The following is a 13,684-nucleotide window of genomic DNA, read 5'->3' on the forward strand; positions in this document are numbered from 1 at the left end:
GATTACAATCAAGGATAAAGATAAGTAATGCATTTTTTGCCCTTTTAGAGGTGGGAGTGCAAGTTTACAGTGACACCTATTTGTACTTAGCTAATCTAAATTTTATATTTAGGTCGAGTAGCTCTAGATGCTCACTACGTAAATAGTTTTCATCAATATTTGCAGTTCCTGCAGGAGGCATTGGGATTGAATAATAAGGTATGTCAGCTGTATATTTACAATTAACTACATCGTGCCTGATGGACGTGGCATCCTCCAAAAAGATAAAAATAAATCAAAGCCAGCAAAGGTGTAATAAACTTAAAACAACACTTATAGCCAAGGCAAAAAAATACCTTACTCAAAATTGAGAAAGGTATATAAAAGTATCAAAGGGACTTTAATTAGGTTTATAAGCAGTTAGTTTTGCGCAATATGTAACTGTCCAAACGTAAATACCTTAAACAAATAAAAAGTATTGATCAGCACCAAGCTCATATTTGAAATAACACTTGAAGACATCAAATCCAAACTAAAAGATAAAAACAGCAGCATACAGGCACTAATCGCCGCGACTCTTAATACAGTCTGCTGGTTTATAAAAAAGGCACCCAATCCTAGGGCCAATAGAGAAATGTTTAAAAGCCAATCTAGCTCGTTCAGCATGGTTTTGTCAGTATTCTAGTGTTGAAAAAAGGAGCGCCATTATGGTGAACTTTTGCACACCTTTCAAGCAAGTAATTTTATCTGCTTCGGATTAGTTTTATTAATCAGTTTTTTAGTTTTCAGTGTGGTAAAAAAAACATATTGATGGCTGGTATTGCATTTTTTAAAGCTATTTGGTGTTGATAGTTTATGGCATAAGTAAAGCGTTTCGTATCTCAAACTGGCCAATAGTTTTAAAGTACTTATTATCTAAAGCCTTTGTGTAAGCAAGAAGTCGAGTCAATATATGCTACCGATCACTATGTCTAATTTCATAGGTTGTTGGTGTGGTTTTTTTGTTTGATAATACATTAATATAATTAGTGCAGGCCTTTGCTACTTGCTGGATTTTTATTTTCTTAGGCCTAAAGCAAATCTGGTCTTTTAAGCATAGCTCTTTATAATGGCTTATAAATTTAATTAAATAAGTTCTTATAATAAACACAGTGGCTCAGGCTGTCATATAATAACTTAAACCTAGTTCATAGCCTATGGGGATCATGCATGAATACACAGCTTTCAATTTTAATAGTGGATGATGTAGGCACCGTGCGCAGCTTTTTAAATCAAACTTTGATGCATTTAGGAATTGAAAATGTAAAAGAGGCGTCAACAGCGGCGCAATGTATCAGCGCATGTCAAACAAGTGACTACAATATAATATTTCTTGATATTGAGTTACCCGACGGTGACGGCAAAGAGTTAATAGCTCAGCTTAGCGAAATTAACCCACAGGCAAATGTGGTCATGGTGTCTGCTCACTCGGGTGTTGAGAATGTTAGGGATGCGATTGATAAAGGCGCAAAAGGGTTTGTGGTAAAGCCTTTCTCACCAAAGAAAATAGCGGCTATTTTGAAGAAGTTTTACCCCGAATTAGATATAGCTTAATTAATAGCATGTTCTTAAAAGTATGATCATGATAGAGGATTAAATTACTCACTAACTGCGATAAAAGTATTTATATAAAACAACGATACTTCAAAGTTTCTTCCTTATAACCAAGAGCTATTTACTTATCGCGATAACAGATCAGTAATTCAAGGCAATTGGTATAACGAAGGCTTTAAATTTTAAGTAAAAAAAACCGGCCTAAGCCGGTTTTTTATATGCATTCAAAAACAAATTATAGTGCTTTAATTTTAGCAGCTAAACGGCTCTTATGACGAGCAGCTTTGTTTTTGTGAATTAGACCCTTAGTTGCATAACGGTCTAAAATAGGTGTTGCAGCAGCAAATGCTTGCTGTGCAGTTTCTTTGTCGCCAGCTTCAATAGCAGAAACTACTTTTTTAAAGTATGTACGCATCATTGAACGACGGCTTGCGTTGTGCTGACGGCTTTTTTCGCTAGTGATAGCGCGTTTTTTTGCAGACTTGATGTTAGCCAAGGTTTGCTCCTAACAATCTTAAAATAAGCTTAATTTAAAGGCCGTGGAATATGCCTTTTTTTATCATGAATGTCAATAAAATTTTGACATTTCAAGAAAAACTGCTCCTTATAACGAACATCAATTTGCCGCTTTAGCAGTTAATATCAGGATTATAACAAAGCATAGCCACCCAGCCTAGTGCTTTAAAGCGATTTATAAAAAAGACTGTGGCATAATTGTGACTCTTAGTTGTTTTTAAAGCAGGTTTAGTGTGGCAAAAGGGTTATTTCGTTCGGGTATGATTGTCAGTGCAATGACGATGATATCGCGGATTTTAGGGTTGGTACGTGATGCTGTTGTGGCTAATTTGTTGGGGGCAAGTGCTGCTGCCGATGTGTTTTTATTTGCCAATCGGATCCCTAATTTCTTACGCCGTTTATTTGCAGAAGGTGCATTTGCACAGGCTTTTGTGCCGGTTTTATCTGATATAAAAGAGCAGCAAGGCGATGATAAAGTGCGTTTTTTTGTAGCGCAAGCTGCGGGCACGCTTGGCACTATTTTACTTCTAGTGACAATTTTTGGTGTAGTCGCTTCGCCCGTTATTGCCGCCTTATTTGGTACTGGGTGGTTTATTGATTGGTGGCAAGGGGGGCCTGATGCTGACAAGTTTGAACTGGCAAGCTCCTTACTAAAATTCACTTTCCCCTATTTGTTTTTTGTAAGTCTAGTGGCGCTAAGTGGTGCTGTTATGAATGTTTATAATCGCTTTGCCGTGGCAGCATTTACGCCAGTTCTTTTAAATATTTCTATTATTCTCTGCGCTATTTTTTTACATGATAAGTTTTCGGTTGGTGCTTACTCACTTGCTATCGGGGTGTTTGTCGGTGGGGTAGTGCAGTTATTATTTCAACTACCCTTTCTATATCGCGCGAAAATGCTCGCTCCACCGCGCTGGGGTTGGCAAGACGAGAATGTGAAAAAAGTACGTAAATTAATGTTGCCGGCGCTATTTGGGGTCTCTATTAGTCAAATTAATTTATTGCTTGATACGGTTATTGCTTCGTTATTGATGACAGGTTCTATTGCTTGGCTCTATTACTCTGACCGACTTATTGAATTTCCACTGGGACTATTTGGTATTGGTATTGCCACGGTTATTTTACCGTCGCTATCTAAATTACATAGCAGTAAAAAAGGTAGTGATTTTCAAGACACACTCGATTGGGGGGTGCGCTTTGTGATATTTTTAGGCATTCCCGCTATGGTGGGATTAATGGTTATTAGCCCACTTATCATTACTGTTTTATTTGACCATGGTGCATTTAGTAGTGATGAAATTGATCATGTTAAAGCGGTAAGTTTTGGTGTGATGGCGTATTCGGTAGGGTTAGTAAGTTTTATGCTAATTAAAGTATTAGCCCCCGGTTTTTACTCACGCCAAGATACAAAAACGCCTGTAAAAATAGGTGTTATTACTTTAGTGCTGAATATGGTTTTTAATATTATACTAGCGCCGTTTATTGGTTATTTAGGGCTTGCGCTTGCTACCTCTATGTCGGCTAGTTGCAATGCATTCTTATTATATCGACAGCTTAAAAAAGAGCAGGTGTATCAATTTTCTAGCATGAGTGGCTGGTTTACGCTTAAGTGCATTGCAGCAAGTATTGTTATGGGGGCTAGTGTACTTTACCTGAACAGCTATTATGCATGGCAAACATGGCATTTTACACAGCAGCTATTACTGCTAGGTGCATTGCTATTAATTGCTGGATTTATGTACTTCTTAACCTTGTTTATATTGGGCGTGCGATTAAATACCATAAAAAACGTTGCAACTACTGAACTAAACTAAAAAAGGGACACTAAAACCACGGCAACGACACTCGCATCTTGGGGTGGTTTGGGTATATAATCGGCGGTTCTGTAACCTCGGTTTTATTATCGAGCTAATGATGGGTTACTTTCAGCATACTTGCTGGCAAAGGCAAAAGGTCATATGGAGTTAATTAGGGGTATTCATAACATTCGGGCTCAGCATTATGGCTGCGTGTTAACTATTGGTAATTTTGATGGCGTACACTTAGGGCATGAAGCAGTGCTAAAGGGGCTGCTTCATGATGCGAAAAAATATAATTTGCCCAGTACGGTAATGTTATTTGAACCTCAACCGCAAGAGTTTTTTGCTAAAGGTAACGCACCTGCGCGCTTAACACGATTGCGCGATAAGTTGGTATTACTTGCCAGGCTTGGTATCGAACGGGTTATTTGTATTAGTTTTAATCAACAATTTGCTAATATGCAAGCTGAGCAGTTTGTTGAGCAAGTGTTGAACTCTAAACTAGGAGTTAAAGCCCTGACAGTTGGTGACGACTTTCGTTTTGGTAAACGTCGTCAAGGGGATTTTTCTCTGCTCAGTGAAATGGGCCAACAAGTGAATATGGATGTAAAAAGCACTGCCAGTTTTCGCCAATTAAATGATAGAGTAAGCAGTACGTTTATTCGTGAGGCTTTGGCAAAAGGTCAACTAGCTCAGGCAAAAGCGATGCTTGGTCATGACTACGCTATTTCTGGGCGAGTCATCCATGGATGGGAGCGAGGCAGAGAGCTAGGGTTTAGAACCGCAAATATCGCTTTAAAACGTCAGGTCTGCCCTGTGAATGGGGTGTTTGCAGTTCGTGCTACGATTTCAGGACAACAGGTTTATGGGGTTGCCAATATTGGTAACAAGCCCACATTTAATGGGACACGCGCTCTATTAGAAGTACACTTATTTAATTTTGCGCAAGATATTTACGGACAATTTATGCACGTGGAGTTGATTGAAAAACTTCGCGATGAGAAAAAATTCGAGACATTAACACAATTGACGGCACAAATTGCAATTGACGTTGCAGCCGCAAAACAGTGTTTTGGTTTAAATTAGGTAGCCGATACGGAAACTAGGATTAATGAGCGACTACAAACATACTTTGAATTTACCGGAAACCATGTTTCCAATGCGCGGCAATTTGGCACAACGTGAACCTAAAATGCTAAAAGCATGGTATGAAGACGACCTGTATGGTCAAATCCGCAGCGCTAAAAAGGGTAAAAAAACCTTCATTTTGCATGACGGCCCTCCGTATGCAAATGGTGATATCCACTTAGGTCACTCAGTTAATAAAATTCTTAAAGATATTATTGTTAAATCAAAAACCTTATCTGATTTTGATGCACCTTACATTCCTGGTTGGGATTGTCACGGTTTGCCAATTGAATTAATGGTTGAGAAAAAAGTGGGTAAACCAGGCGTTAAAGTCACGGCCAGCGAGTTTCGTGAAAAGTGCCGTGCTTTCGCAAAAAAGCAAGTTGAAGGTCAAAAAGTTGATTTTAAACGCCTAGGTGTTTTTGCTGATTGGGAAAAGCCTTATCTAACTATGAACTTTGATTTTGAAGCTAACGCGATTCGTGTGCTTGGCCGTATTATCAAAAAAGGTCATTTGCACAAAGGTGCTAAGCCGGTGCATTGGTGTACAGATTGTGGCTCAGCACTCGCTGAAGCTGAAGTTGAGTACCAAGATAAGCAATCACCAGCAATTGATGTGCGTTTTGTATTTGACGAGCAACAAGCTGTTGTTAATGCGTTTGATTTAAAAGCAGACCACGAAGGTACGGGGACTGTAAGCACCGCCATCTGGACAACCACTCCGTGGACATTACCTGCTAACCGTGCTGTAGCAGTGCATGCTGATCTAGAATACGCACTTGTACAAATTGAAGATGAAGGCGTACAGCAGCGTTTAATTTTAGGCTCAGAACTTGTAAAAGATGCGGTTGATCGCTTTGGCTTTAAGCATTACCACGTATTAGGGTATGTTAAAGGCGCAGCACTAGAAAACCTTCAATTAGCGCATCCGTTTTATGATTTTAGTGTGCCAATGATTGTGGCTGATCATGTAACAACTGATTCAGGTACGGGGATTGTTCATACTGCACCTGGTCATGGTCAGGAAGATTTCGTGGCTGGTTTAAACTATGGTTTAGAAGTCGCCAACCCGGTTGGCGCAAATGGTGTGTACTTACCTGATACTGAGCTTTTTGCTGGCCAACACGTGTTTAAAGCTAATGCGAGTGTTGTTGATGTGCTTAACGAACGCGGTGCTCTGCTGCATCATCATGCGCTTAATCATAGTTACCCGCATTGTTGGCGTCATAAAACACCGATAATTTTCCGTGCTACGCCGCAGTGGTTCATAAGTATGGATCAGGCTAATTTACGCCAAGATTCATTAGCCGAAATTAAAAACACTCAATGGTTACCAGAGTGGGGCGAAAGCCGTATTGCGAATATGGTTGAAGGCCGCCCTGATTGGTGTATTTCACGACAGCGTACTTGGGGTGTGCCAATCACCTTATTTGTAGATAAAGACACCGGTACTCTACATCCAAATACCCAAGAGCTTATTGAGCAAGCAGCCCAGCTTGTTGAAAAGTCAGGTATTCAAGCTTGGTATGACTTAGAGCCGGCGACATTGCTGGGTGATGACGCTGAGCAATATATGAAAGTGCAAGATACTTTAGATGTATGGTTTGACTCAGGTGTAACTCATGCATGTGTTGTGGATGCTCGCGAAGAACTTAATGGCCCGGCTGATTTATACCTAGAAGGGTCAGATCAGCATCGTGGTTGGTTTATGTCATCAATGATGACCTCGGTCGCTATTAATGGCCATGCACCGTACCGCCAAGTGTTAACACATGGTTTTACGGTTGATGAAAATGGCCGCAAGATGTCAAAATCATTGGGTAATGTTATTTCACCACAAAATGTGATGAATAAACTAGGTGCTGATATTTTACGTTTATGGGTGGCATCAACAGATTATACCGCTGAGATGACGGTGTCTGACGAAATATTTAAACGCTCTGCAGATCGTTACCGCCGTATTCGTAACACCAGCCGTTACTTATTGGCTAACTTAAGTGGCTTTGACCCAAAAACAGATCAAGTAGCGATCGACGATATGGTTGAGCTAGATCGTTGGATTGTTGGCCGCGCGGCACAATTACAAGAAGAAATTGTAGCTGCTTATGATAACTATCAAATGTTACATGTAACGCAAAAGCTTATGAATTTCTGTACCGGTGAACTTGGTTCGTTCTATTTGGATGTTATTAAAGACCGTCAATATACAGCTAAAAGTGATAGCCATGCACGTCGTTCGTGTCAAACTGCGCTTTACCATATTGCTGAAGCAATGACGCGTTGGATGGCACCAATCATGAGCTTTACCGCACAAGAAATTTGGCAAGCATTACCAGGTGAACGTGATGATTACGTATTTACTTCTGTTTGGTATGAAGGCTTAAAAGCGACTAGCCATGGTAAATTTAGTAACGAAGATTGGCTAACCATTCTAAGTGTTCGTGATGAAGTAAACCGTGTACTTGAAGCTGCGCGTAAAGAAGAAGTACTGGGCGCAACGTTACAAGCGAATGTAAAGCTTTATGCAAGTGAGGAGCTTACTGAAAAGCTTGCTGCATTAGGCGATGAGCTTCGCTTTGTGTTATTAACATCAACAGTAAGTGTTGCAGCAGTCACAAGCCAACCAGCTGATACTCAAACCACAGAAATCGAAGGGCTGTATATTTCAGTTGCGGCAACGGACGCACCAAAATGTGAACGTTGTTGGCATTACTGTGATGATGTGGGGAGTAATCCAGAACACCCTGAAATTTGCGGTCGTTGTGTTAATAATGTTGATGGTGAAGGCGAACAGCGTCAATTCGCTTAGGAGTATTTAGTGAGCAAACTAACCCAAAAAAGTGGTTTAGTGTGGCTGTGGTTAAGTCTACTACTATTGGTAGTGGACTTTGCGAGCAAAACTCTGGTTGTAAGCACTATGGATTTGCGCCAGTCTATTGATATATTGCCATTTTTCAATTTTACTTATGTGCATAATTATGGCGCTGCCTTTAGCTTTTTAAGTGATGCAGGAGGGTGGCAGCGTTGGTTTTTAAGTTTAATTGCGGTATCAATCAGTGTGTTACTTATTTGGTGGTTAAAGCGTTTACCCGCCTCAAATAAGGTTTTGTGTGGTGCTTACGCTTTAGTGCTTGCTGGTGCTATTGGTAACTTATACGACCGTATTACTTATGGTTATGTTATCGACTTTATACATGTTTATTATGATAACTGGCACTTTCCTGCATTTAACATCGCTGATAGCGCAATTTGTATAGGCGCAGCACTTTTATTATTTGATGCCTTTACCGGCGAAAGCCCTAAGGAGCAAAAAACATGAGCCAAACAGTAATTGCTGAAAACTCAGAAGTTATTTTTCATTTTTCAATTAAGTTGTCTGATGGCTCTGCCGCAGACTCTACGAAAGTGCACAATAAGCCAGCTAAACTCATCATGGGCGATGGTAGCTTAACGGCTAACTTTGAGAAGTGTTTAATGGGTTTAAGTGCAGGTGAAGATAAATCTTTTGAACTTGAACCTGAAGATGCCTTTGGGCAGCCCAACCCTGACAACATTTATTATGTTGAACGCAGTAAGTTTGGTACAGATACCCCCGCGGAAGTTGGTAATATTATTGCTTTTACTCAACCTGACGGTACTGAATTACCCGGGCTGGTACGTGAAGTACAAGGGGATTCGGTAACGATTGATTTCAATCATCCTTTAGCTGGTCAGCGTTTAACGTTTGAAGTTGAAATAATTGAGGTTCGGGGTTAATGGATATTTTATTAGCAAACCCACGTGGCTTTTGTGCTGGCGTTGATCGCGCTATTAGTATTGTTGAACGTGCACTCGATATTTTTGAAAAGCCAATTTATGTACGCCATGAAGTCGTGCATAATCGCTATGTGGTTGATGGCTTAAAAAACCGTGGTGCAGTATTTGTTGAAGAACTTGATCAGATACCTGACGACAGCATTGTTATTTTTAGTGCGCATGGCGTATCACAAGCGGTGCGCAGTGAAGCAAAACGTCGTGCGCTTAAAATATTTGATGCGACTTGCCCACTGGTCACAAAAGTGCATATGGAAGTCACTCGCGCTAGCCGTAAGGGCATTGAGTGTATTTTAATTGGTCACCAAGGACACCCTGAAGTTGAGGGAACTATGGGGCAGTATGATAATAACGATGGCGGCATTTATTTAGTCGAAACCCCTGAGGATGTTGCTAATCTTAATGTTAAAAATTCAGAGAATTTATTCTACTGTAGCCAAACCACTTTATCGGTTGATGACACCGCTGATGTTATTGATGCGCTGCGCAGCAAGTTTCCAGCTATAGATGGCCCACGCAAAGATGATATTTGTTATGCCACGCAAAACCGCCAAGATGCGGTACGTGATCTTGCTGACAAAGTCGATGTACTGCTTGTAGTGGGAGCTAAAAATAGCTCTAACTCAAATCGATTGCGTGAACTTGCTGATAAAATGGGCACCACCGCTTATTTAATTGATGATGCCACTAATGTGCAAGACGAGTGGTTTGCAGGTCTTAAATCCGTTGGGGTAACTGCAGGAGCTTCTGCACCTGAGGTGTTAGTACAGCAAGTGATCAACCGCTTAGAAGAACTCGGCGGTACACAGGTTATTGAAAACCCAGGTAAAGAAGAAGATATTGTTTTTGCAGTACCTATTGAACTACGCTAAGTAGTACAGAACACTTTAATAGGAGAGCTGAATGAGCACTTTGCCTCGCCACGATGCATTGCTTTTTACAGCTCTTTTTAATGAGCGGGGGGTATTAGCTACCTTAGTTGTTACTCAAGTTATTGCTATTGTTTTGGCATTTGCACCCAATATAGAGGGGGATGCTTGGCTTAGTCTTGGTGTAATGAGCCTTTTTTTACACTTAACTGTTTTATTTAGCACGTCTTCTTTGTATATTTTTAGTGGGGTTTTACAAAAACAAACTCATCTTATTCAGCTTTTTTACTTTTTTACTTTTTTTACAGTAAGTACCAGTATATTTAGTGTACTATTCTCTCATTTTGCTTTTGGTATAGAAAGCAATAAACAACTCATCTATTTTGTACTTCGCAATTGTATAATTGTGTTTTTACTTGCTGCATTATTCGTACAGTTTCTACTTATTCATTTTGAAAAAGAGCAGCAAACAAAAGCGCTATCACGTGCTGAGCTTGACGCATTACAAGCACGTATTCGGCCTCACTTTTTATATAACAGCTTAAATACAGCAGCTGAGCTATCCCACCAAGATGCAAATGCAGCAGAGCAAGCAATTTTGGCCTTAGCGGCTTTATCACAAGCGGCAATGCGTTCAGGACAGAGTGTGCCACTTGAAAGTGAGATAATACTTAGTAAACAGTATGTCGAGCTTGAAACGTGGCGTTTTGGTAATCGTTTAAAAGTAGATTGGCAAATACCAAATGAGTTACCCGTACTGGCAATACCTTGTTTAACACTTCAGCCTTTAATTGAAAATGCGGTTTGTCACGGCGTAGAAACGAGGGAGGCAGGCACTGTAATTAAAGTTGAACTACATGTTACAACGGGTTATTTAACCATTATTGTTTCAAACCCAATAACACCGATTAGCGCTAATTCTAATATAAGACCTAATAATGGCATGGCACTTGATAATATTCGTCAACGTTTAAATATTTATTATAATAATAAAGCGCAATTAAGCATTACAAATAAAAATGATGTGTTTAGAGTAAAAGTAGTGCTCCCTAAACAAATAGAGAGTGATCTATGAATGTTGTTATTATTGATGATGAACCTCTTGCAAGAGTGCGCTTAAAACGACTACTCGCAATTAATAAAGATATAACAGTACTCGGGGAGGCAAGTAACGGTAATGAAGCACTAAAGCTTATTGAAAAAGTGATACCTGATTTAGTTTTTTTAGATGTTGATATGCCGGGTATTAATGGTTTGGAGGTCGCAAAAGAGTTAAACAAATTACCGGTTCCACCCGCGATTATATTTATTACCGCGCACCCAGAGTATGCCTTAAATGCTATTCAATTAAATGCAGCGGGTTATTTGGTAAAGCCGATATCAGAACAATCATTACAAACAGTGCTTGAGCAAGTCGGGCGTATAAATAAAGCCCATGTACAAAAGCAACACGTTACTAAAATAAACTATCAACTTGCAGGAACACTCAAAAGCGTTGAGATAGAGTCTGTTTATTACTTCAATGCGAAAGAAAAGTACACGAAGATGGTATTCAAATCAGGAGAAGCTCTTATTGAGCAAAGCTTAAAACAGTTAGAGCTCTCGTATCCTGCTCTTGTTTTACGTATTCACCGTAATACCTTGGTAATTAAAAGTAAAATTATAGCACTGCACTCTCAAGGTAATGGGAATCATGTTATTGAACTGCAAGGTTGTAATGAGCTATTAGCGGTTAGTCGACGCGAGCTAAAAACGGTTAAAAATACGCTTTAAATATTATTAACCAGTACTTTATTAACCGTTTATCAACAAATATAGCCGTTTGTCGTAGTCTTGCTTGAATCTAGATTTTAATTGCATAAACTTATAATTAGGTAATTTTTATTTGGTTTATATATGCAATCACATCACTTTAAATTGCAAAAAGGCTTTACTTTAATTGAAGTACTTATTGCATTTATTATCCTCAGTTTTGGTCTGCTAGGTGCCGTTGCTTTGCAAGCAAAAGCTAAACAAGCAAGTTTTGATTCTATGCAGCGCGCTGCTGCTGTTGCACTTGGAAATGACATTATCCAACGTATTCGTGCTAATGATACGCCTAAGTTGGGTACACTTTATAAAAAAGACTTTACTAGTAAGACACCTATAAGCTCATCAACAACATGTTTTGGCAGCTCATGTACTGCAGAACAAATTGCTTTACTTGATCTTGAACAGTGGAAACGAGCAATACGTGCCCGTGACAACACGGGTTCCCTCGATGATGCAAGTGTATGTATAAATCCTGTTGCAGTAGCTGGTTCAGGTGGTAAAGCTTTTAATATTGAAGTCATTGTTTCATGGCAGGGCCGACAAGAATTTACAGCAAATGCAGCCACGACAAGCACTACTTGTGGAACAGCCGATAAAAAACGCCGTTTAGTGGTTTTAACCAGTTATATATATGTGAGGAGCTAACATGAAGCAAAAAGGATTTACGCTTGTAGAAGCTATGATTTCACTATTTATTGGTGGTTTAATTCTCGGTGGCGTTATGTTCACTTTTATTAGTATGAAAGTAACCACAAAAGACACGATGACCATCGGTGAGCTCCAAGAGTCAGGGCGTTTAGCTATAAATATTATGCAGCGTGATATTGAGCAAGTTGGTTTTTGGGGAACTTATTACGATGACTCGTTCACCTCAGTAAATACAACCGTTTCTGCAACGACGATTACAGGTGATTGCTCTGAGGGGACTAATAACGGCAGCTTTCCCGATTTAACCAGTAGTAGTAATTTTCGTACTATTTATGCGAAAACGACTGCTAGTAAAGATAACCTAAATTGCATAAACGACGGCATTATTCCTGAGAATAATAAAAAGACCGATATTCTTCAGCTCAAGTTTTTACAAGGTGATCCTCAATATGATGCTATTACAGGTACTAATACCACTAGCGATAAAATAAATTATTTTATCGCAGAACAAGAACAAGCACGTTTTGTAACCGGTAAACATACCCCAACAAATATCAACGTAACTATTTGGCCATATAGTCATCATGTTTATTATATTAAAGAAGAAAAATATTTAGTAAATAATAAAGAAATAAAAGTCCCTGCATTAAGAAGAAAACGATTAGTAAATGGAAAAATGACCTCTGAAACGATAATGGAAGGGGTCGAAAATATGCGTTTTTTGTTTGGATTAGACACGAATAGCGACAGTCGAGTTGATACTTATAAAAGCGCCAGCACAATTACTGCTGCTGAATGGGAAAACCGCAAAGCTATATTAACGGTGCAAGTTTTTCTATTAATCCGTGCACTTCAACCAGACCCTGGGATTGAACTTAAAAACCAAAAATATATTTTAGGTGAGGGAGCTGCAAAGCGAGAGTTAAATTTTAATGATAACTATAGAAGAACTGTTTTTACAACAACTATTCGTTTAAGTAACGTTGGGGGAAACCTATGGAAAATTTAAAGTTACTACCAAGTAAACAACGAGGTGTCGTGTTAATTGTAGCATTGATCATGGTTGTTGCCGTAACCGGTATTGCAGTTACACTGATGAGTAGTAGTACCATTGATATTAAAATTACCAATGCCGCACAAGAGCGAGAAGTCGCTGAAAATCAATTGCTTGGCGAAGTGCAAAGAGTGATTGCGTCAGAAGCTAAAGAAGGTGCTGATAGTAACTTTTTTCTTACTCCAGATGAGACCGCTACAGATTCGGGTAAGCTTGATAGTGATGGTAATAAAATAATTATACCAGAGAAGGACATTACAGAGCCTGGGCACGAAATGAAAAGCATAATGACGAATTTAAATCGAGGTTCGCTAGAGCTTAACTGCCCTCGTAGTTATAGTTTTACAGCGGGTGTTTCATGCAACATGGTCCAAGTATCTACTACTATAGAATATGGCTCTAAAAGCAAGCACCAATTAACTATAGTAACAGGTATAGCTCAAGAGATGGCGAGTATAGGTAAGGGGATTTAA

At 39.4% G+C, this 13,684-nt stretch carries 14 protein-coding genes; 12 read left to right on the forward strand and 2 right to left on the reverse strand.

All coding sequences use genetic code 11. From position 1 onward, the window contains the following. Positions 1 to 399: 399 nt before the first annotated feature. Positions 400 to 645: a hypothetical protein gene (locus ACT3RM_RS01645; RefSeq protein WP_441834239.1), complete on the reverse strand. Its 246-nt coding sequence runs from the start codon at positions 643 to 645 to the stop codon at positions 400 to 402. A gap of 543 nt (positions 646 to 1,188) precedes the next feature. Between ACT3RM_RS01645 and ACT3RM_RS01650 the strand changes: the two genes are divergently transcribed. Then, positions 1,189 to 1,572, forward strand: a complete 384-nt coding sequence (locus ACT3RM_RS01650) for a response regulator (RefSeq protein ID WP_441834240.1) — start codon at positions 1,189 to 1,191, stop codon at positions 1,570 to 1,572. Between the two features lie 235 nt (positions 1,573 to 1,807). On the opposite strand, the gene rpsT is transcribed toward ACT3RM_RS01650, so the two are convergent. Next, entirely contained in the window at positions 1,808 to 2,068 is a 261-nt protein-coding gene (gene rpsT / locus ACT3RM_RS01655; protein ID WP_441834241.1) for a 30S ribosomal protein S20, read from the reverse strand. Between the two features lie 295 nt (positions 2,069 to 2,363). Here rpsT and murJ point away from each other — a divergent pair, with 295 nt between their 5' ends. From murJ to ACT3RM_RS01710, 11 genes are all read left to right on the forward strand, one after another. Beyond that, the gene (gene murJ / locus ACT3RM_RS01660; protein ID WP_441994725.1) at positions 2,364 to 3,902 is read left to right on the forward strand and encodes a murein biosynthesis integral membrane protein MurJ; all 1,539 of its coding nucleotides are present in this window, start codon (positions 2,364 to 2,366) and stop codon (positions 3,900 to 3,902) included. Positions 3,903 to 4,046: 144 nt separating this feature from the next. Next, on the forward strand, positions 4,047 to 4,973 hold the full coding sequence (ribF, locus tag ACT3RM_RS01665; protein ID WP_441834242.1) for a bifunctional riboflavin kinase/FAD synthetase: 927 nt from the start codon (positions 4,047 to 4,049) through the stop codon (positions 4,971 to 4,973). 25 nt (positions 4,974 to 4,998) lie between these two features. Next, positions 4,999 to 7,824, forward strand: a complete 2,826-nt coding sequence (gene ileS / locus ACT3RM_RS01670) for an isoleucine--tRNA ligase (protein ID WP_441994723.1) — start codon at positions 4,999 to 5,001, stop codon at positions 7,822 to 7,824. 9 nt (positions 7,825 to 7,833) lie between these two features. Further along, complete coding sequence (gene lspA / locus ACT3RM_RS01675; protein WP_441834244.1) at positions 7,834 to 8,334, forward strand: signal peptidase II; 501 nt, start codon at positions 7,834 to 7,836, stop codon at positions 8,332 to 8,334. After that, positions 8,331 to 8,771 (forward strand): FKBP-type peptidyl-prolyl cis-trans isomerase, encoded by a 441-nt coding sequence (gene fkpB / locus ACT3RM_RS01680; protein WP_441834245.1) that lies wholly within the window; start codon positions 8,331 to 8,333, stop codon positions 8,769 to 8,771. The genes lspA and fkpB overlap by 4 nt, the downstream gene beginning before the upstream one ends. Then, a complete protein-coding gene (ispH, locus tag ACT3RM_RS01685) occupies positions 8,771 to 9,700 on the forward strand; it encodes a 4-hydroxy-3-methylbut-2-enyl diphosphate reductase (RefSeq protein ID WP_441834246.1) in 930 nt (309 codons plus the stop codon). Before fkpB ends, ispH begins: the two co-directional genes overlap by 1 nt. A gap of 31 nt (positions 9,701 to 9,731) precedes the next feature. Further along, the gene (locus ACT3RM_RS01690) at positions 9,732 to 10,772 is read left to right on the forward strand and encodes a sensor histidine kinase (RefSeq protein ID WP_441994722.1); all 1,041 of its coding nucleotides are present in this window, start codon (positions 9,732 to 9,734) and stop codon (positions 10,770 to 10,772) included. Continuing rightward, the gene (locus tag ACT3RM_RS01695; protein ID WP_441834248.1) at positions 10,769 to 11,470 is read left to right on the forward strand and encodes a LytR/AlgR family response regulator transcription factor; all 702 of its coding nucleotides are present in this window, start codon (positions 10,769 to 10,771) and stop codon (positions 11,468 to 11,470) included. Before ACT3RM_RS01690 ends, ACT3RM_RS01695 begins: the two co-directional genes overlap by 4 nt. A 123-nt stretch (positions 11,471 to 11,593) precedes the next feature. Then, positions 11,594 to 12,154 carry a type IV pilus modification protein PilV gene (gene pilV / locus ACT3RM_RS01700; protein ID WP_441834249.1) on the forward strand — a complete coding sequence of 187 codons (561 nt, stop codon included), beginning with the start codon at positions 11,594 to 11,596 and terminating at the stop codon, positions 12,152 to 12,154. A gap of 1 nt (position 12,155) precedes the next feature. Beyond that, positions 12,156 to 13,166, forward strand: a complete 1,011-nt coding sequence (locus ACT3RM_RS01705; protein WP_441834250.1) for a PilW family protein — start codon at positions 12,156 to 12,158, stop codon at positions 13,164 to 13,166. After that, positions 13,154 to 13,684 carry a pilus assembly PilX family protein gene (locus tag ACT3RM_RS01710; protein ID WP_441834251.1) on the forward strand — a complete coding sequence of 177 codons (531 nt, stop codon included), beginning with the start codon at positions 13,154 to 13,156 and terminating at the stop codon, positions 13,682 to 13,684. Before ACT3RM_RS01705 ends, ACT3RM_RS01710 begins: the two co-directional genes overlap by 13 nt.

The organism is Pseudoalteromonas sp. AOP7-A1-14, from assembly GCF_052376275.1.
In the GTDB taxonomy this organism is placed as follows: Bacteria; Pseudomonadota; Gammaproteobacteria; order Enterobacterales; family Alteromonadaceae; genus Pseudoalteromonas.

What these genes read in the sequence shown, in the direction of transcription:
- ACT3RM_RS01645 (WP_441834239.1), bottom strand. Translation starts at nt 645, where the DNA reads ATGCTGAACGAGCTAGATTGGCTTTTAAACATTTCTCTATTGGCCCTA.
- ACT3RM_RS01650 (WP_441834240.1), top strand. Translation starts at nt 1,189, where the DNA reads ATGAATACACAGCTTTCAATTTTAATAGTGGATGATGTAGGCACCGTG.
- murJ (WP_441994725.1), top strand. Translation starts at nt 2,364, where the DNA reads ATGACGATGATATCGCGGATTTTAGGGTTGGTACGTGATGCTGTTGTG.
- ribF (WP_441834242.1), top strand. Translation starts at nt 4,047, where the DNA reads ATGGAGTTAATTAGGGGTATTCATAACATTCGGGCTCAGCATTATGGC.
- ileS (WP_441994723.1), top strand. Translation starts at nt 4,999, where the DNA reads ATGAGCGACTACAAACATACTTTGAATTTACCGGAAACCATGTTTCCA.
- fkpB (WP_441834245.1), top strand. Translation starts at nt 8,331, where the DNA reads ATGAGCCAAACAGTAATTGCTGAAAACTCAGAAGTTATTTTTCATTTT.
- ispH (WP_441834246.1), top strand. Translation starts at nt 8,771, where the DNA reads ATGGATATTTTATTAGCAAACCCACGTGGCTTTTGTGCTGGCGTTGAT.
- ACT3RM_RS01690 (WP_441994722.1), top strand. Translation starts at nt 9,732, where the DNA reads ATGAGCACTTTGCCTCGCCACGATGCATTGCTTTTTACAGCTCTTTTT.
- ACT3RM_RS01695 (WP_441834248.1), top strand. Translation starts at nt 10,769, where the DNA reads ATGAATGTTGTTATTATTGATGATGAACCTCTTGCAAGAGTGCGCTTA.
- pilV (WP_441834249.1), top strand. Translation starts at nt 11,594, where the DNA reads ATGCAATCACATCACTTTAAATTGCAAAAAGGCTTTACTTTAATTGAA.
- ACT3RM_RS01705 (WP_441834250.1), top strand. Translation starts at nt 12,156, where the DNA reads ATGAAGCAAAAAGGATTTACGCTTGTAGAAGCTATGATTTCACTATTT.
- ACT3RM_RS01710 (WP_441834251.1), top strand. Translation starts at nt 13,154, where the DNA reads ATGGAAAATTTAAAGTTACTACCAAGTAAACAACGAGGTGTCGTGTTA.